Origin of the sequence: Psychrobacter celer (genome assembly GCF_016107555.1) — a bacterium.
Classification (GTDB): domain Bacteria; phylum Pseudomonadota; class Gammaproteobacteria; order Pseudomonadales; family Moraxellaceae; genus Psychrobacter; species Psychrobacter celer.
Genome location: NZ_JABASU010000002.1, coordinates 210,824 through 229,082, shown reverse-complemented (window position 1 = coordinate 229,082; position 18,259 = coordinate 210,824). Strand labels below are relative to the sequence as shown.

Sequence of the window (18,259 nt, the reverse complement as noted above, 5' to 3'; positions counted from 1 at the left end):
TATCTTTCTCTTTATTTTAAAAGCATTGTATCTTATTTATAAAAGACTGACTATATCAGCGCTTTTAATGATTTTCAACAACTGCTCTCGAATATCTATAGCAGGTGCTGCCAGATTTATAGTAGAAAATTGAATTTTATGGTTATCAATGACAACATACTCATTCACATCTTCCCCTATCGAAGGATGAATAAATAGACCACAAGCATTCTCATTAAGAGGATCATTACTGTCCTCTTGAGATCTTAGGTAGGAATACATCTGATACAGGTATCCGCTTCTTAATGTTTCATCTCGATACCATCCATCTGTTGTTATAGAGTTGAACTTAGTATCGATAACGATGCGATGTGCTGAGTCAATATTATCAATGATGATGTCCGTCTTCATATTAGGAAGGATATTATCCATACCTAAGCTTTTATCACTTATTTTCCACTTAAACACTTTTCCCGAGCTTACTCTATAACATTGATTTGACAGAACCGTAGCATAAAATCCAGCTACCCCTTTTTCAAAGAGTTTGCGCAGCCATGGTAGATTGTCTCTCTGTGCTGAAGACAACTGCCTTGTACCTTTAGATTCTGTTGGTAAGGCCAGATTAAACGCCAGATGTGCAGCCGTTACCATTGGCTTATCTTCAGCATCATGTCTCCCAAACCTATCCACTGATACCTCACTACGACTGGGGCGTGTTTGACTGACACCCATTTGTCTTAGACGTATATCTAGCGATCGACACCAATGAGCTAGATCTTTACGTTTAACGACTTTAGAGATAGCCTCAAGAGCCGCTCGGACATATCTATTACGCGGCGTATCAATGGTTAACTCATCAAAACGGCAAGCGATCTTGCCCCGCTCAAGCAACCTACCTCTTTCAGTACCTATAAGGTCTATTCTGCCACGTACACGACTGAGCACAGCATCACGAGACTGATAGCTATAACTTAGATTACGTTGAATGCGATGTTCGACCCGTCGACAAAGCATTTCGGCGATTAAGTCTGGAATATCATCAGGGTTCTCTTCGACTTCAATATTCGCAGCATCAAGCTCTCTATAGATATCGGACGCATAGAGCATAAGAAGCCAAAGATTACGAACAGGTATCTTGCCTATATAGTTAACGTCATCAGAGGACTCTATAGCTAGATCTTCTTTAACTGGCATATACTTACAAGCCTTCAGTCAAGCGCTTTTGGGCTTTTCGAGATTTCTCAAGATCATCGAACCAATACTCATCCAGCAAAGGACCTATCTCTGTTTCTACCACTTCAACGAACCACTCTTTAGCATCTGTGATATTCATACCAACGGCTGGCGTGACATAACTATGACCTATTTGAAATTGAGCGCCAAGACTAGGATCTTTAGTAATCTCATCATTCAAAGCACTAATACGCTGATCAATGTTATCTAAGAATTCTGAGTCAATACCATTCTTATCTCTTACCCAATCACGCCAGGCTTTCCCAAGTGTAGGTTCAAGATCGATAAAGGCAAAACGGCGACGCAAGGCCAGATCAACCAATGCAAGCGAGCGGTCAGCAATATTCATTGTGCCGATAATATATAAATTACTAGGTATATAAACACGTTCACCAGTAGACTTTCTATAAGATAGTTCTAACGCTTCATCTGGCGATCTTTTATCGGCCTCAAGTAACGTGAGCATCTCACCAAATACTTGAGCCGGATTGCCTCGGTTGATCTCTTCGATGACGATGACATATTTTGACTCAGGATCATCTATGGCAGTTTTAATCATTTCCATAAAAAGACCATCCACCAATGTCAGCTTACCTTCACCTGATGGACGCCAACCTCGAATAAAATCTTCATAAGATAGGTTTGGATGAAATTGTACGGCTCTTATCTTACTGTCGTCACGTTGGCCAATTAGCGCAAAGGCCAGTCTTTTTGCAATCCAAGTCTTACCAGTGCCGGGAGGGCCCTGTAGAATGATGTTTTTCTTAGCTTGAAGACGCTTAAGTACCATCTCAATCTTAGATCGAGGTAAAAAACATCCGTCTTTGATAATACTGTCTACATTATAAGGATCTCTATTCTTTTCAGTAGTCAAAACATCATGAGATGTCTGAACATCAAGTCCTTGTACTGATCTTTCATCCAATAATCGATATGAATCTCTACTTAACTGCTCTAGTTGATTTTTTTTCCTCATCACCCCTAAACAATGTACAACAGTTCCCTCTATATCTTTCCTACCAGGCCATCTTTTGTCGAGATCGTTCTCAAATCTGTCTAAAAACTCTTGTTTTGTAAACTCAGATGAGCTTTTATCGCAGCATAGCTGATAAACTTGACAAGCTATCATCTCTTGCCAAGTATTGTATTTTTCAGTGCATTTTATACGGGTAACGGATGTTTCTTGTACGTCGCTAAGATTTACTTTATCAGTAAGATTAATATCCTCTTCAACCTGCCAAGTGCTTTTTTGAATCAACTGACCTATATCGTTTAGTGTAGTACGAGTCATCCAAGAGGGCTGCATAGCGACTGATTGAACATAATTCTTCATAGCGTATTCCTTAATATACTTTTACCAACTTTGGAATTCATATTTTTTGATAACAGCATCCCAATTAGCATAGAACGTTTCACTAATGACATTACCTTGATTGTCAAGCGTATATCTTGTAATACTGCTTTCGTGTGGTTTACTAGCATCAGTGTATTGATACATATTTATTTTACCTTCTTTGTAGTAGCAATCATCGTAGTATGCGTCGCTCCAAGTTTGAATATTGGGCGCATCGTACTTAGGTTCCACGATAAAATTACCAGATTTATCGATAACACCCCATTTACCAGTCTCATAGTCACCCACTCGAACGGCTGCTAAACCCTCTGAAAAATTACAAGCACGATCCCATTTTGCTTTAATTGAGATATTGCCATTGGTATCAACAAAACCATATTGACTGCCATTATTCCAGTGATTACTTTCAGTATACTGAGCCAGTCCATCTGAATAAGAGTGAAGAAAGTTAAATTTAAAAGGAACAATAGTTTTTCCTGATTGATCAATAGCTCCATATTTCTCTTTCAAGCTTACGACTGCCAACCCGTCTTGAAATGCTTCTGCTGACTGATACTGATAGGGAATGATAAGTTCTCGTTGCTTATTCATATATCCATACTTACCATTACGATAAACAGCCACTAGCCCTTCACTAAAGCTCTTATAGTCAGTATCCATACCTGTATCATTAGCTTCATGCTCAACAGGAATAACCAATCGACCCTTGTTATCAATAAAGCCCTGAAGATTTTTATAGCTTAGATTGCCTTCTTCATCGTAGCCCTTTTTTATTTTTCCAACATAAGCTAAACCATCAGAAAACTCTCCACAAGCCTCAAACAGACCAGTAGGAACCACCACTTCACCCAAACTATTTTTGTAGCCACAATCCCAGCTGTCTGTTGACTCTTCATAAAAACGCTGCAAATCTGCATTTGCAACTGAGCAGTACATCAAACTTAATAGACTAGCACTCACTGTTTTTAAAAAACTTTTATTCATTGATATTCCTACGTTTTTTATTGTTAAGGCTATTATTTTGTCCATCCATTTTTATCTTCTATATATAGCAATACTGCCAACCCCCCTTCATAGTGGTCAGGAATATACCCTCTATTATCAGTATAGTACTCTGCACCTTCTATAAAACGATTTGATCTATCTGCAGACCAACCAAAACCCATAGAAAGCCCTCTATTTCGTCCTTGATCATCATAAGTCCAGCCTCTTTTGGCGTAGTACTTAATGTCATGGTCACCCTCATAACGATAAGAGTCAGGAATATCTTTCCATTGTTTAGATAAGGCTATAAATCCGTTGCAATAACTATCACCCCTACATTCGGGTACATTCGGTGCAGTGTTTGGATTATTATAAATATTCATCATCTCAGGCAGTCCTGCGTAACTACAAGTACTGCTGATTGCCAAAATTAATGTCAGACATATTTTTTTCATATAACACCCCTTAATGGATAGTTGTTTGGTATTACTATCGTCTAAATCTATTTCTATTGCAATGACTCGAGAGTCCTGTGCGACATTAAATGACGCATCAGTAGCATTTAACTAAAAAATTCTTAAATTGACAAATAAAATGTAATTTCAAAGAGCAGATAAAAAGAGGTTTTCAGCTGGAATAGCTCAGTCTTTTGCACAGATGGGTATCAACATGAATGAATATGAAAGAAAATGCAGCGAGCTGTATAACCTATCAAAGTCTCTTAAATAGTAAAATTATATCGGACACGACGTATAATGTCGTAAAGAAGATCTACATACTATACATTAGAAAATTATTTTGGTAATCTCAATAAAAGGTAAAAAACAAACGTATGTGTACACTATTTAATTGAGGAGATAGTAATGATTATTAGAATGGAAGGTTACGGTACATTTATTTACGCTGGTACAGTAGCAAAGAATACTTATGAGTATTTCGAAGATGAAGACATTGACTTACAGGAATATGCTGAATATTTAGACGATCCTGAATCAAGTAATTTAAAAATACCTAAAGAGCACGATTTTGTTGATGGTGGTTGTCTGTATGATGTGGATAATTTGTGGTGTATATCTGGCGCAGAATTAACTAGTGATTGTATTTTGAGTGTAGATTTAGAGAATGGAGATGATGATTGGGAATGTTCCCTTGATTTAGGTACCTTAGAAAAACTCGGAATTAAGACAAAATGTATTAGTTCATCTACTAGGGTGATAATGGATTTACCTTCAGATACTGCTATATTTATGGCTAAGGAAATCACTAAAGGGCTACAGTTCGAGGAAAATCAGATTATATCTAGTAGTGATTTTGACCCAACAAAGTTAGAAATTTATTATCATGAGTATATAGATACGCACATAATCAAACATATAAAGTACGATGGAAGAGAGTATTTTGGTAGTAACTCTGAATGGGATGCAAAAGATAAAGAATTTAAATGGCTCTTGTGGTGATTAACAATTAGAGAGATTTCACACAGTGGCTTTCATTAAAAACTCATAAAATTAGGTTATAGATAAATATGTTAACTAAGAAAACCACTACTCGTGGAGATAACTATAATGAACTACTCAGTTTGGCTAAGTCTAAAAATCTGACACTTAGACGTGCTAATAAATCAGGTGAAATTCCTATGAGGTTCGAGGTTGTTCGTAGAGGCGCTTCAAAAAATGAGCAACCTTTTATTGATAATTTAACACCTGAGCAAGTCAATAATAATAGTCCATTAAGTGAGGGCTTCACCTTAAAACAGTTCATTAGTCAATTTAAAACAGTATGTCCCAGCTGAACTACTTAAAAAGGCTCATTAATCTACTTATAGTGGATTAATGAGTAGTAATCAGTTTAGGTGCCTTTAGCCACATCAGCAATCAAAGAGCCTTTCCCAAACTTTGTGTAACTGCTTATAATCCATAGCAAAGGAGGATAAGCATGACCCTTGATGATAACGGGTGGTATATTCAATATTGCAGCTGACTCCATTATGTACTAACCACAAGTCCTACCCTTCTTAAACTGCTCAGCCTGATCGAATATCTCTGTATATACCTCATCACGGTCAATAGGCGGATAACCCCACTCATCAAGCAGCACAATAAGATCAAACTCTAGCTCAGCTTTGATGTCATTACGCTTATTCCAATCGGTATACTGCGTTTTATCATCAACCAGGTCTTTCACCGCTTTAGACAGCTTAATAAGATTATCTTCTGGGTAGTTGAAGTCGTATTTATTTGCCAGTGTGAGCAAGATGTCGTAAAAGGCTTTTTGCTCAAAGTCGATACCCATATCCTGATATGAGTTCACCTCATCACGCATCTGATAAATGATATCGATAATTTGGTCAGTAAAGTCTTTCATCACTGTAGAGTGCATGGTGTTACTTTCATCACGCTCATTGTACTTTTGCACGATAGCGTTCATCTTCTTGCTAAAGTCGATACTCTTAACCTTGTTGGTCTTTTTAAACTCGCCAATGGCTTTTTTAAGCAGTTGCTGTAACAGCTCCATCTTTGTATTGGGCTGTTTAATCTTATTAATCTTATCTAGATAGTCATCGTCAAAGATACTAATCTCGTGCCCATGCTCAGCGCCCATCTTAAAGATCTCTTCTACGCCATCGCTTTGCAGAGCATCTTTGACCAGTTCACGTACCTTTTCATTCATTTGCTCAACATCAGGTGTATTGCCTGAGGTGATTTTGAATATGATGGTGCGGACTGCTAAGTAATAATGAATCTTGTCCTTGTGCGCTTGGGTCAAGTCACTACTGCCGACGCAGATGTCGTAAGCAGACTTGAGACGCTTTACCACATCCATAAAGAAGTGCTTAGACTTTTCAGTCGTCAATACAAAGTTTGCCGACTCATTAAGGCAGTCTAGCTGCTCAATAGGCTTACCCGAGAAATAACCTGAGTTATCAAAGTTATGGAACATGGCATCAAGCAGACTGAGCTGGTCTTTAACGATAACCACAGACTGAGCAATCTCTTCTAGGTTCTGCTCGTTGCCTGCTGTGTACTGCGCCAGCGCTAGGTTCATGTGCTTTTTAATGCCGATATAGTCCACTACCAGCCCGCGCTCTTTACCCTCAAACTTACGGTTGACCCGTGAGATGGTTTGAATCAGGTTGTGCTTTTGCAGTGGCTTATCAATATAGATGGTATCTAAGAAAGGAACGTCAAAGCCTGTGAGCCACATATCAACCACGATAGCTATCTTAAAGTTGGATTTGCCATTTTTAAATTGACGATCCAGCTCTTTACGATACTCTTTAGTGCCAAGTCTATCCCAAAGCTCTTGAGAGTCATCTTTGTTACGAGTCATAATCATCTTGACTCGCTCCATGGGCTTAATGGTCTTTTTCTCGTTCTCAGTCAGGGTGCTGCCCTCTTCACAGGCCATCACTTCCGCCCACTGAGGTCGCAAGTCGATAATGTCCTGATACAGTTTAAAGGCATTCTCACGCGAGCTACAGACAAACATGGCTTTACCTTTTTGAGTCGTGCCCTCGCTCACTCGCGTCTCGTAATGTTCAACAAAGTCTTCGGCAATGGCGCGAATACGGTCCGGGTCGCCCAACACCGTGGACATAGTCGCCATGGTTTGCTTGCTTTTTTCTATCTGATATTCGTTAGCCCCTGTTTCTTCGGCTTGTTTATAGTATTTTTCTACCTCTTCTAGCTGGCGAGAGTCTAGCAATACCTTAGCCGCACGCCCTTCATAGACGATAGGTACGGTAATCTCATCATGCACAGATTCCGTCATGGTGTAGCTGTCAACAATGGGCCCAAACACATCGAGCGTGGCATCGACTGGTGTCCCTGTAAAGCCAACGTAGGTCGCATTGGGCAGAGAATCATGCAGGTATTTAGCAAAACCGTAAGTCTTCTTCACACCGTCTTCGGTCACGGTAATCTTTTGCTCAAGGTTGAGCTGGCTGCGGTGTGCTTCATCAGATAAGACAATGACGTTGGTACGCTCTGTGAGCAGTTCTGTGTCTTCGGTGAATTTGTGAATGGTAGTCAAATAAACGCCGCCACTCTTGATGCCTGACAGGCGCTCTCTTAGCTCTGCTCGGCTCTCAACACTAATGATGTTCTCATCGCCAATATAAGTCTTGGCATTGGTAAATTGACCGGATAACTGATCGTCTAGGTCAGTACGGTCGGTAATCAGAATGATCGTTGGACTGCCCAAGTCAACATCACGCATCAGCAAGCGAGTCAAAAACAGCATGGTAAAGCTCTTACCACAGCCTGTTGCCCCAAAGTACGTACCGCCTTTACCGTCACCAGCGACAAGCTTGCCAGCCGAGTCAAACTGCTTGATGTGCTTTTTAACGTTATGAAATAGCTTGGTTGCCGCATAGTACTGCGGATAGCGGCAAATGATTTTCTCTTTTTTGGTCGAGGTATCAGGGATATAGATAAAGTTACGCAGGACATCAAACAGGCGCTGTTGATTAAACAGTCCGCTTATCATGGTCTTAAGCGCACTGATGCCGTCTGTTTCTAATGCCTCCTCACCAGTGACTTTACGCCAAGAGTAGAAGAATTCATACGGGGCAAACTGTGAGCCCATTTTGGTATTTGCGCCATCGCTAATTACGCAGATGGCATTGTATTTGAGTAGCTCTGGTATATCACGAGTATAGCGAGTCGTGAGTTGCACATAGGCATCGTATAGCGGAGCTTCCTCACGTATGGCACTCTTAAATTCAAACACCACCAGTGGCAAGCCGTTGATGTATAAGATGGCATCAGGAATACGTAACTCATAGCCTTGAATATTTAGCTGAGTGACGACTCGAATCGTGTTGTTACTTAGGTCATCATAATCAATCAACTGGATAAACAGGTCTTTTTTGGTATGGTCTTCACGCTTGAGTAAAAAGCCATTAGAGACATCTTTCATAATGGCTTTGTTGCTGTCGTATAGGTCGGAGGCTGGCAGGGTCTTAATGCGATGAATGATTAAGCCAATCTCATAATCAGTAATGTGTTGATCTTGATAGCGGCTGGCAAGAAATTCACGTAAGTCAGACTCGATTAATACCTCTTCTACGTCACGCCCAAGCTGAGTATCGACCACCTCACCTGGCGTGTGCGGGTAGCCTTCAATGGCGAGTAATTCAACAATAGCTTGCTCAAGTTTGGCTTCGGTGAATTTCATTGTAACCCTTACTTTAAATACACTAAAGATATGATAATTAAATAATAAGTTTTAAACTCAATGTGATAGTCATAAGAATTATATTGATAGATATCATCTCACTCTTATTCAAAAGTGAACTTACTAATACCTAGACAAAAGAAAAAGTTAATAACAATAGGGAGTTTATTAAAAAAACTAACATTATTAATTATTTTTCCCAGTTTTTATATCTTGCTTCATACTCTCCACATGTTTAAAAAATATTTTTCTAATCTCTGTAAGAAGTGTTCCTATTTTTTCTAAGCTGATAGTAATAGTGCAAGTTTGATTATTGTAGTCATCTTTAAATACCACTTCGTTGGTTGGGGTGAACTCTACTTTAGCATGAGAAACTGAATTTCTAATATGACGAACATAATTTATATTAGGGTTACCTTGCTCATCTTTATCTCTTTTGTAGGTTGACTCTGCATTAAGAGTAATCGATTGAATAAAATCATTTAAATTCTTAAAATCATTAGTATATTTCTCCTCAATTAACTCTTTAGGAATAACTAGCATTGTATACAGGGCTATTAAGAGTGTGCCTTGATTATCAATGCCTATATTGGGTAGAGTTTTCTGTAAAAACTTGTCGTCGAAATCAGAGTTTTTATAATAAGCACTATCAAGAAAATTTAGCCTTTTAAGCTCAAATAAAAATCCTATCGTCATATAGCTTTGAATGAGTAGGTTATCTTCTTGAGAATAGTTCATTTATATGTATACCCTTAGCTAGACTTTAAATACCATTTTAATTAAAAAAATCTCTAAATACCTTCCGCCACCAGCTTCTCAGCATCAGCAATACGTAGCTCGCCTGACATAAGCTTGGGGAGTAGCGTGTCACGGAGTTTGGCTAGACTGTCTGAATTTAGCTGTATCGAATGCATTTTTTTATGCATCGGAGTAATTAAAGCATCAAAGTAGTCTAAGATGTCTACACTTGGAATGACCGTAGTGTGATTTTTTAAAATGTCTGTTTTTAGGTTTGTAAACACACTGCCGTTTCCTTGCATTAGTAGCTCTTTTCTAATGACGAGGAAAAGCTGATATAAGTAGAAGTCAGTCAATGTTTCTTTTTTTGGAAAATGTAGCCAGCCGTCATGTATACAAGCATCAATGTCTAAAAACTTAGGCAGCCCTGGAGTAGCACTATTAGACAAAATCAAAGCCCCTCTCTTTAGCAAGGTTGTCTTTTTTAGACCCTCGGGCTTTATAAACTGTTTAGTAGATACTATAAATCTAGAGTTACTAGCTGTTGCATCGCTGATTTTTACCCAATGTAAACCCTCAGGAGCTAAATAGTCTTGTATAGGTCTAGGAGACCCACCTCTTTTCACATCTACATACTCGCCTAAATCTCCAGCACGCCATGCCCTAGGAATCCAGCCCAATTCTTCAGTAAATTCAAACTCACTCGGGAATAAGCTGTTAATCTCAGAGTGGGTCTTGGCTTTACCACTGTCTAACTGCGCCTGACGCAGTTCTACGCGCTGTTTTAGAGGTTCAGGGATAGCTTTACCTTTCAGCAATGCATTATCAATCACCGGATCAAAGTCAACAAACCAGCTTTTAAACAAAGCTTGTGCCATAGCCTCTACGGTTTCGTTCATTTGACGGTTAAATTCGATTTTATTGTCTAAAGAGCCAAGGATATGAGCAATGGCTTTTTGTTCTGCGATTGGGGGAGTTGGAATTTGAAATGCTTTAATATTTGGTATTCGAATATTACTAACAGTAGTTCCTGTACCTTCATTCCAACTAATTTGATACTGCAAATAAGGGCTTTGCAATGTGTATAGCAAATACTTTGAGTCTATTATTTCCTCTTTTACTCTTATAAGTACCATTCTTTGCCCAAGACAACACTTTAGCCCTTCAGGTATTTGACAGACCTCACCCATTGGAGCTTCACGAGTTAATACTAAATCTCCTGCTTGAGGTACTGCTCGTTTGACTCTTTTCTCATAACCATCTTGGTCAGTATAGCTAGGAGACGATACATCCAATCTGCCATTTTTAATATTATTACTTCTCAGGACAACTATTCCTTCATCTGTCCATTTAGGTGTAGAGTGTGGGCAGTCAACAATCAACTCTGTCACTTCATCAAGACGCAACTCTTTCCATTTACTCACCATAACCCAACACCTCCAAGTTATGACGAATAGTGGCATCTAACTTCTCAGATTCAGCCATTTGCTGATACAAAGTTTGGCTTAGCTCACTCATTTTGGTTTCAAATGGAATACCATCATCTTCAATAGCAGCCATACCCACATAACGCCCCGGGGTTAACACATAATCATTGGCTTTAATCTCATCTAGTGTGGCTGATTTATAAAAGCCTGCTTCATCTTGATACGCCTCATAGCCACCAGCGTGCTGCTCACCACGCCATGCATGATAGGTATCGGTTATCTTCTTCACATCTTCGTCAGATAAACCTTTATGCGTACGGTCGAGCATATAGCCTAGATTGCGCGCATCAATAAATAGCGTCTCACCAGAGCGATTGCGTAAGCCACGCTCTTTGCTATCGGCAGACTCCGCCTTTTTATCTTTACTGATAAACCATAAGCACACTGGAATCTGTGTGGTATAAAACAGCTGACCCGGCAGAGCGACCATACAATCCACCAAATCATTTTCTAAGATTTGTTGACGGATTTCACCCTCACCACTGGTACTACTAGACATCGAGCCATTGGCCAATACGAAGCCTGCTGTACCGTGCTCAGACAGCTTAGATATCATGTGCAATATCCAAGCGTAGTTGGCATTGCCGGTTGGCGGTGTGGGATACCCTGCCCAGCGTGGGTCATCGACCAGCTCATCATCAGCGCGCCACTGCGACTGATTAAAGGGCGGGTTGGCCATGATAAAGTCTGCTTTGAGCTGTGGGTGCTGGTCTTTGAAGAAAGTATCGGCCGCCACTTCGCCCAAGTTACTAGAGATACCACGAATGGCTAAGTTCATCTTCGCCAGCTTATAGGTCGTCGTGGTGTACTCTTGACCATAGATAGACACATCCTTGGTGTCGCCTTGATGGTTCTCAATAAACTTAATCGACTGCACAAACATACCGCCCGAGCCGCAGCACGGATCGTATATCTTGCCCTTATACGGCTCAATCATCTCAGTAATCAAGTTCACCACCGACTTAGGCGTGTAGAACTCACCGCCGCCCTTGCCTTCACTATCAGCAAACTTACCTAAGAAATACTCATAGACACGGCCGACCACATCTTTATGCTCATTATCAATGGTGTCAATGTTATTAATGACATCAATCAATGCCGCTAATTTGCTCGGTGTTAAGCCAAGACGTGAAAAGTAATTGTCAGGCAATGCGCCTTTTAATGATTTGTTGGTCTTCTCAATGGTGCTAAGCGCCGTATCAATCTTCAGCGCAATGTCTTCTTGCTTGGCGTTTTGTTGAATAAAATTCCAACGTGATTCTTCTGGCAAATAAAACACGTTCTCTTTGGTATACGCCTGCACCAAATCAACATACTTCTCTTGGCCGGCGTCTATCAGCGCTTGCTTACGCTGCTCAAAGGTATCACTGATGAACTTTAAGAAGATAAGGCTGAGCACGATGTGCTTATACTCTGAGGACTCTACGCTACCGCGCAGCTTATTGGCCGCATCCCATAGCGCCTCTTCAAAGCGCACTTCTTTTTTATCACTCTTTTTGGTGGTTGTTTTTGCCATATTTTAGGGTCTCTATATTTTGATACGTAATTATGCAACGAACGAATAAATAATTAGCTGTACAAGAGATGAATTTACTTAGTGGTAACAATTCTAGCGAGATTATGCGTTTAAGCAAGCTTATCTACCAACTAATTTTCGGGGTACTGCGTTGTTTGGGATGGGTTATGAAAACTTTCTTATACCTATTACCCTCACCTCTTAAACCGCCTAACACTACTCACCACCACCCCAAACAGCTCAAGTGATCCTTTCACCACGATATCTGCATAGTTCTCATTATGAGCTCGCAAGATAATATGCTCACCGAGTATCAGCTGCTTGGCGGTAAAGCCGTCATCGACTAGTGCAATCACGATATCTTTATTTTTAGCGCTTAATGAGCGATCCACAATCAAGATATCATTAGGATAGATACCCATATCGATCATGCTGTCGCCTTCGACTTCTACCAAGTAGGTTGTCGTTGGACTGTGAATAAGCAGTGTGTTTAGATCAATGCGGTTTTGCACATAGTCCGTCGCTGGGCTTGGAAAGCCTGCTTTAACTCTATCGCTATAAAGCGAGAGCAATACCGTCTCACCTTCATCGGTGAGCCTTCCTAGTATCTTAACTGTCATTGAGTCCACCTCTGGTTTAATTTACTTTGGGTAATTGGTTAATATTTGTGGTATAGCAAGGCGATAGCATATCCCGGCTCATCTGCCATTTTTGCTTATTCTTAATTCCTTCGCTTGCGATAAACACAGCAGACTGCTGATTACTGTTTTGACCATATCTTTTATTAAGCTGATCCATAATGGCAATAACCTCTGCGCTCTTTGAGGTACTTTGTTGGTTGGTTTGATTGTCGCTACTATCGTCTGCAAACAAGTCAGGCTGTACCTCATCATGCGGGCAGATATCAAAGAGCATGACGCCAGCTTTGGCGTAGCGAACATCTTTTTTAAAGATCTGAGTCAGTATCTGCCGAGCAGCGGCTACCATCACTCTAGTATCAGCGGTCGGGGTTATAAACTGACATTGTCCGGATATGGAGGTATAACTCTCTGTCTGACTAAACGGGCTATTCTTAGCAAAGACGCTTAAGTAATGACAGACGCTGTCTTGTTTACGTAGTTTGCTTGCCGCTTTTGCCGCATGACTACAGACTGCTTGACTCAGCTCATCAGGGCAACTAATGCGAGTGGAGAAAGAGCGAGAAGAGATAATCTGCTTCTTAGCCTCTACCGCCTCAATACCAAGACAGCTTTGACCGTTAAGCTCTAAGCAGGTGCGCTCGAGTACCACCCCAAAGTGTTGTCTTATTTTCGCAGGCTCACAGACGGCGAGCTGATAAACCGTATGAATACCCATCTTATTGAGTCTGACCTTGTAACGACGACCCACGCCCCATACCTCACCGACATCGGTGATCTGCATGATACGTCTGATCCATCGAAGATTATCTAGCACGCAGACGCCTTTAGTAGCGGGGTGCTTTTTAGCAGCATAATTGGCAAGCTTCGCCATGGTCTTAGTACTGCCTATACCCACACAAACTGGAATGCCGGTGTACTGCTCAACGATGCTTTTGAGCTTACGTCCATAGCTATCAAGATCAGTCATCGCAGTAGGATAGTCGGCTAAGTATAAAAAGGCTTCATCTATAGAATAGACTTCAACGGTAGGACACAGTTTCTCGAGGGTGCTCATGACTCTGTGAGACATATCAGCATATAAAGTGTAGTTTGAACTAAAGACGGTAACGTCGTTCTTCTCGCAGAACTCTTTAACCTGAAAGTACGGCACACCCATCTTGATACCGAGCTGTTTTGCCTCGCTTGATCGAGAAACGACGCAGCCGTCATTGTTAGACAGTACGACCACTGCCTTATCTCTTAGATCAGGACGAAAGAGCTTCTCACAGTTGGCATAGAAGCTATTGCAATCAACAAGCGCATACATGGCTGTCTCAGTAGGTGGATGGCATAAAAAAAAGCATAACCAATCACTAGTATTTACGTGATCAGAGATGCCTTTGATTGTAGAGATAGCGTGCTTGAAAATTCAAGAGCGAATAAAGGGTAGACGACGATGGTTGTCGTGAGGGTTTGGGTGACACTATGAATTTATAAATTTCTAACTATTGATTATACTCAACATTGAATAAGATCTATATTCACAAACATCGTACTCTTTTTTATTAATTGACAATGTCTGTTTGATCATGGTCGTAGAAATAAAATTTTGTAAAGATACAGTTATCTACTGTTCATAAGTTGACCTAATTATTATTCATTAAAAGATCCAAAAAACTGACAACTGTTTAACAATTTATAGTATCCTTTAATCAATATCAATCCAGAGCTCAACATATTTAACAGGTATTTTTATGAGTATCCATTCTTCACTGCTAGTTACTTCTCTTTTTAGTGCAACTTTTATTTTGGTCGGTTGCGCTCAAACTAATGCGGTCACGCAATCTGTCAGTAATGCTGCTACTGAAACTGTTGGTGGCTTTAAAACTGCTTTTGAAGATTACGCTAAATCTAACAAATCAAAAAAAAGAAAAGAGCTAGCAAACGCCTATCACATGTTTGGTTGGATGGAAGACGGCTGTATTGGAGATAGCTCTGCTGACTATCAGAAAATTGGCCTTCTAAATCAACAGATGGTTGATAATATTAAAGCAGTGCGAGATCTGCCAGTCGCGGATGCTGTTACAGGTAACACCTATGAGTTTTATGTTACACCTAGGTCACAATGGCATCCTGGCTTTGATCGTCTTCTTGACAGTGTCAACATAGACACAAATTACGAATATACTGAGTATCACTTTAAGTTTAGAGACAATGTTTTCTACCGTGGTCAACCTTTGGCAGAATATCATTATAAATTCAGACCTGAGTCTGAAGGTGGTCAGGAAGTTCTAAAGTTTGCAGGAAATGCTGATATAGATAGTATTTGGCCTAACTTCAAAGGTCGTCAAGTTGAAGATTGGATGGATGGTAGCCTATATGAATCTAAGGCTGAATACAACAGACAGAACAAGACAATCACTTGTTATTTTGATTAGGGCCTGTTGAACATCGGGAATAAAATGATGGCAAAAAAATAATGAAGCAGTAATCTTTAAGTTCTCACACAAAAAAGATTACCACTTATGAGTTAAAAAATGCTACTGAGTTTGGGCAATCTTTATTAAGAGTTCAGTACTTTCAAGGATACGAATGGATTCACTTAAAGCTATATTTCAAAGATACTAGGTTGCGTTGACATATAGAGAATAATTGATAATCAGAGTGTTATGACTAGATTAACCCTAAGTGATGCCCAGTGGGCAAAGATAGCACCGTATTGTGCAGGTAAAGAGACCGATGTTGGTAGAACAGCCATAAATAATCGACTATTTATCGAAGCTGTTCTATGGATTGTCCGTACAGGTAGACCGTGGCGAGACTTACCCCCTGAATTTGGTAACTGGAACAGTGTTTATAAGCGCTACCGTCGATGGGTAAAAAGCGATAGATTCAGCAAGCTATTTGATGCTCTGAATGACTCAGATTTAGAGTATGCCATGATTGATGGCACTATTGTTAAGGTACATCGTCATGGACAAGGCGCAAAAGGGGGGCTTGTCATCAGGCAATTGGCAAATCAAGAGGCGGTATGACCACTAAAATCATGGCAATGGTTGATGCATTAGGCAACCTTGTTGATTTTACTTTATTGAAAGGACAACAGCATGACATGGCTGGCGTTAACCCTTTAATTAAAGACAAAGAGTTTGGTGCATTGCTTGCTGAACTTAGAAAAGCGTGGTAGCAAAGCGGTCATACCCCTTAAACGCTCTCGTTTAAAGCAACGAGATTTCGATAAAGAAATGTACGAGTGGCGTCATTTAATCGAGAACTTCTTCTGTAAGCTGAAAGATTTCAAAAAAATTGCCATGCGTGCTGAAAAAAGGATGAGCCGTTTGCTGCTAATATCTATTTAGCAGCGACGATTATTCATTTACGGTAATTGTCAACACACCCTAGCTTAATCACTAAAACAACCGTTTTCATTTAACATTCGAAAGACTTTATCCATTTCTTCCAAGATTTTATCTGCCATTGTGCCTTCATTTATCATTAACCATGCCTCACTCGAACCTTTCCAATCTTGGGGATCAAAATAGTAGTAAGCGGGCCATTGAGCAGAAGAGCTCACTTTTTTATCAGTCAGCATCGTATTCAGTACCGTTTTCATAGTTTCTGTACGCGGACACGCTTTCGCGGCTTCTACAGAAGTGAACTTAATTCCTAGAATTGGACGATCAAACCCTGCATTATCAAACTCGAAGCAAACCCATGCATTGTCATAGCCAGGAATTATGAATCTAATCTGTTCGTATCTTCTACCCTCGCCGATATAACTAATATCTAATTCGTAATCAGTTTTTTTATATTTTGCTAACAAATCTATTTTTAACTTAGCTATCAGCTCTTTCTTCATTCGATCTAAAGTGTTAGATACCTTGATACTGGCATCAATAGTAGCTGCATTCTGTTTAATGATATCTAAAATTGCGTTGTCTTCATTCATATCTTCTATCCCCATAAACTGTTTCTGAACAAACTTAGTTAGCTGTGCTATAAACTCACTGACACTATGATTCTGGCATTCTACTTGACACGCTTTGAGCCAACCAATCAGACCGCTAAATCTAAGATGACTATATTGATTGCTGGTTATCCAACCTTCTAAGGTTTTAGTATCAACGCTATCTTCACTTGGTACGTCATTATCTTCGTTTAGATAAACAAGATGCCAAGGCTTGTGTTTCCTATTTTCAAGTTCAATAGCATAATCTTTCATTTGGTCAAGCTGATCTGCTGCATAAGGTTTGTTTTCAATACAAATACCATAGCTGTGATCACCTACCTGACATCTTAAGTAAATATCCATACGACGCTGGGTATTACTTTTTCCCGTTACTTCTTCAAGAAAAACCTCTGTTTTCTCAAGATTATTAAGGAAAATCTGCCAGTTATCGTCTTCATATATAACAGGCAGACAATACTCAACGAATAACCTTAAAAAGCTTTCTTGCTGAGCATGACTTTCTTGAGGGTCAAGCAGAGCTGCCAAAATACGACTCAGCCCTAATTCATCGGTATTGATATAATCAAAAGTACTGAAGTCTGGAGACAATTGACGGCTATAGAGTGCTTGCGCAGTCTCTAAAGCATTAATTTTTTGGCTCACATCGTTTATCAAACTTTGCACGGTACTCATACTCATATTTCCTTTTAAAACCTCGTTCGGTTATGTTTAGCGCTATTGCGGGTCATTGATTTGCCTTAGCATATTAATAGTGCTTATATCGTAACTGCCAGCGAAGAATTGGTATAAAAGCTGCTCAAATACACACTTGTTACCAGCGGCAAAGGCAAATAACGTTAGCGAAGATTGCAGCTTCAGATTGTCCGGTGAACCAAAAATATCTAAAGCGCTTTTATTAGGGTGTAACAGCAGTAATTCAGCGCACTCTATTAACCGTGCCCCAAGTACCTCATGCTGCAAATACGCTTTCGCTTGCTCTAGACTCTCTATTGCAAATCGTCGAGACGTTTTACTGTGCCCTAACCCTTTCACTTGTGGAAAGATAAACCACATCCAATGTGTACGCTTCTGCCCGTCGGTTAACTCTTTAATAACCGATGGATAAACAGTATTTTGAGCTTGGATAAAATTTTTGAACAAAGAATCATTCATAGTGCTACTCCTATGTATCCTTTCAGAAGTTTAAACCTCTAAATTACT

The 18,259-nt window shown here is 40.0% G+C and carries 15 protein-coding genes and 1 pseudogene; 4 read left to right on the top strand and 12 right to left on the bottom strand.

All coding sequences use genetic code 11. The features are described 5' to 3' along the window. Positions 1-36: 36 nt before the first annotated feature. Genes mcrC through JFC05_RS02455 form a run of 4 tightly spaced genes read right to left on the bottom strand, consistent with a single transcriptional unit; the run spans position 37 to position 4,005 of the window. Positions 37-1,173 (bottom strand): 5-methylcytosine-specific restriction endonuclease system specificity protein McrC, encoded by a 1,137-nt coding sequence (mcrC, locus tag JFC05_RS02470; protein ID WP_198335624.1) that lies wholly within the window; start codon positions 1,171-1,173, stop codon positions 37-39. Between the two features lie 4 nt (positions 1,174-1,177). Next, positions 1,178-2,545: an AAA family ATPase gene (locus JFC05_RS12835; protein WP_198335623.1), complete on the bottom strand. Its 1,368-nt coding sequence runs from the start codon at positions 2,543-2,545 to the stop codon at positions 1,178-1,180. A 21-nt stretch (positions 2,546-2,566) separates the two neighbouring features. Continuing rightward, entirely contained in the window at positions 2,567-3,550 is a 984-nt protein-coding gene (locus JFC05_RS02460; RefSeq protein WP_198335622.1) for a WG repeat-containing protein, read from the bottom strand. 32 nt (positions 3,551-3,582) lie between these two features. Continuing rightward, complete coding sequence (locus JFC05_RS02455) at positions 3,583-4,005, bottom strand: hypothetical protein (RefSeq protein ID WP_198335621.1); 423 nt, start codon at positions 4,003-4,005, stop codon at positions 3,583-3,585. 408 nt (positions 4,006-4,413) lie between these two features. Here JFC05_RS02455 and JFC05_RS02450 point away from each other — a divergent pair, with 408 nt between their 5' ends. After that, positions 4,414-5,007, top strand: a complete 594-nt coding sequence (locus JFC05_RS02450; protein WP_198335620.1) for a hypothetical protein — start codon at positions 4,414-4,416, stop codon at positions 5,005-5,007. Positions 5,008-5,075: 68 nt separating this feature from the next. Next, positions 5,076-5,342: a hypothetical protein gene (locus JFC05_RS02445; RefSeq protein WP_198335619.1), complete on the top strand. Its 267-nt coding sequence runs from the start codon at positions 5,076-5,078 to the stop codon at positions 5,340-5,342. A gap of 200 nt (positions 5,343-5,542) precedes the next feature. On the opposite strand, the gene JFC05_RS02440 is transcribed toward JFC05_RS02445, so the two are convergent. From JFC05_RS02440 to JFC05_RS02415, 6 genes are all read right to left on the bottom strand, one after another. Continuing rightward, complete coding sequence (locus JFC05_RS02440; RefSeq protein WP_198335618.1) at positions 5,543-8,728, bottom strand: type I restriction endonuclease subunit R; 3,186 nt, start codon at positions 8,726-8,728, stop codon at positions 5,543-5,545. A 186-nt stretch (positions 8,729-8,914) separates the two neighbouring features. Next, positions 8,915-9,466 (bottom strand): HEPN family nuclease, encoded by a 552-nt coding sequence (locus tag JFC05_RS02435; RefSeq protein ID WP_198335617.1) that lies wholly within the window; start codon positions 9,464-9,466, stop codon positions 8,915-8,917. A 53-nt stretch (positions 9,467-9,519) separates the two neighbouring features. Further along, positions 9,520-10,893 carry a restriction endonuclease subunit S gene (locus JFC05_RS02430; RefSeq protein WP_198335616.1) on the bottom strand — a complete coding sequence of 458 codons (1,374 nt, stop codon included), beginning with the start codon at positions 10,891-10,893 and terminating at the stop codon, positions 9,520-9,522. After that, positions 10,883-12,469, bottom strand: a complete 1,587-nt coding sequence (locus tag JFC05_RS02425) for a class I SAM-dependent DNA methyltransferase (protein WP_198335615.1) — start codon at positions 12,467-12,469, stop codon at positions 10,883-10,885. The genes JFC05_RS02430 and JFC05_RS02425 overlap by 11 nt, the downstream gene beginning before the upstream one ends. Before the next feature lie 194 nt (positions 12,470-12,663). Continuing rightward, the gene (locus JFC05_RS02420) at positions 12,664-13,089 is read right to left on the bottom strand and encodes a LexA family protein (protein ID WP_198335614.1); all 426 of its coding nucleotides are present in this window, start codon (positions 13,087-13,089) and stop codon (positions 12,664-12,666) included. Between the two features lie 16 nt (positions 13,090-13,105). Further along, positions 13,106-14,416 (bottom strand): Y-family DNA polymerase, encoded by a 1,311-nt coding sequence (locus JFC05_RS02415; RefSeq protein WP_198335613.1) that lies wholly within the window; start codon positions 14,414-14,416, stop codon positions 13,106-13,108. A gap of 427 nt (positions 14,417-14,843) precedes the next feature. On the opposite strand from JFC05_RS02415, the gene JFC05_RS02410 reads away from it, so the two are divergent. Beyond that, a complete protein-coding gene (locus JFC05_RS02410; protein ID WP_198335612.1) occupies positions 14,844-15,527 on the top strand; it encodes a hypothetical protein in 684 nt (227 codons plus the stop codon). 231 nt (positions 15,528-15,758) lie between these two features. Then, positions 15,759-16,474, top strand: a pseudogene (locus tag JFC05_RS02405) (IS5 family transposase). 18 nt (positions 16,475-16,492) lie between these two features. Here JFC05_RS02405 and JFC05_RS02400 read toward each other — a convergent pair. Next, on the bottom strand, positions 16,493-17,731 hold the full coding sequence (locus tag JFC05_RS02400) for a PDDEXK-like family protein (protein WP_198335611.1): 1,239 nt from the start codon (positions 17,729-17,731) through the stop codon (positions 16,493-16,495). A gap of 42 nt (positions 17,732-17,773) precedes the next feature. Next, positions 17,774-18,211, bottom strand: coding sequence for a DUF1810 domain-containing protein (locus JFC05_RS02395; protein WP_198335610.1), 438 nt, complete (start codon positions 18,209-18,211; stop codon positions 17,774-17,776). Positions 18,212-18,259: the final 48 nt, after the last annotated feature.

Excerpts from the sequence above, each read along its gene's own strand:
- mcrC (WP_198335624.1), bottom strand. The coding sequence starts at position 1,173 with ATGCCAGTTAAAGAAGATCTAGCTATAGAGTCCTCTGATGACGTTAAC.
- JFC05_RS12835 (WP_198335623.1), bottom strand. The coding sequence starts at position 2,545 with ATGAAGAATTATGTTCAATCAGTCGCTATGCAGCCCTCTTGGATGACT.
- JFC05_RS02460 (WP_198335622.1), bottom strand. The coding sequence starts at position 3,550 with ATGAATAAAAGTTTTTTAAAAACAGTGAGTGCTAGTCTATTAAGTTTG.
- JFC05_RS02455 (WP_198335621.1), bottom strand. The coding sequence starts at position 4,005 with ATGAAAAAAATATGTCTGACATTAATTTTGGCAATCAGCAGTACTTGT.
- JFC05_RS02450 (WP_198335620.1), top strand. The coding sequence starts at position 4,414 with ATGATTATTAGAATGGAAGGTTACGGTACATTTATTTACGCTGGTACA.
- JFC05_RS02445 (WP_198335619.1), top strand. The coding sequence starts at position 5,076 with ATGTTAACTAAGAAAACCACTACTCGTGGAGATAACTATAATGAACTA.
- JFC05_RS02440 (WP_198335618.1), bottom strand. The coding sequence starts at position 8,728 with ATGAAATTCACCGAAGCCAAACTTGAGCAAGCTATTGTTGAATTACTC.
- JFC05_RS02435 (WP_198335617.1), bottom strand. The coding sequence starts at position 9,466 with ATGAACTATTCTCAAGAAGATAACCTACTCATTCAAAGCTATATGACG.
- JFC05_RS02430 (WP_198335616.1), bottom strand. The coding sequence starts at position 10,893 with ATGGTGAGTAAATGGAAAGAGTTGCGTCTTGATGAAGTGACAGAGTTG.
- JFC05_RS02425 (WP_198335615.1), bottom strand. The coding sequence starts at position 12,469 with ATGGCAAAAACAACCACCAAAAAGAGTGATAAAAAAGAAGTGCGCTTT.
- JFC05_RS02420 (WP_198335614.1), bottom strand. The coding sequence starts at position 13,089 with ATGACAGTTAAGATACTAGGAAGGCTCACCGATGAAGGTGAGACGGTA.
- JFC05_RS02415 (WP_198335613.1), bottom strand. The coding sequence starts at position 14,416 with ATGTATGCGCTTGTTGATTGCAATAGCTTCTATGCCAACTGTGAGAAG.
- JFC05_RS02410 (WP_198335612.1), top strand. The coding sequence starts at position 14,844 with ATGAGTATCCATTCTTCACTGCTAGTTACTTCTCTTTTTAGTGCAACT.
- JFC05_RS02400 (WP_198335611.1), bottom strand. The coding sequence starts at position 17,731 with ATGAGTACCGTGCAAAGTTTGATAAACGATGTGAGCCAAAAAATTAAT.
- JFC05_RS02395 (WP_198335610.1), bottom strand. The coding sequence starts at position 18,211 with ATGAATGATTCTTTGTTCAAAAATTTTATCCAAGCTCAAAATACTGTT.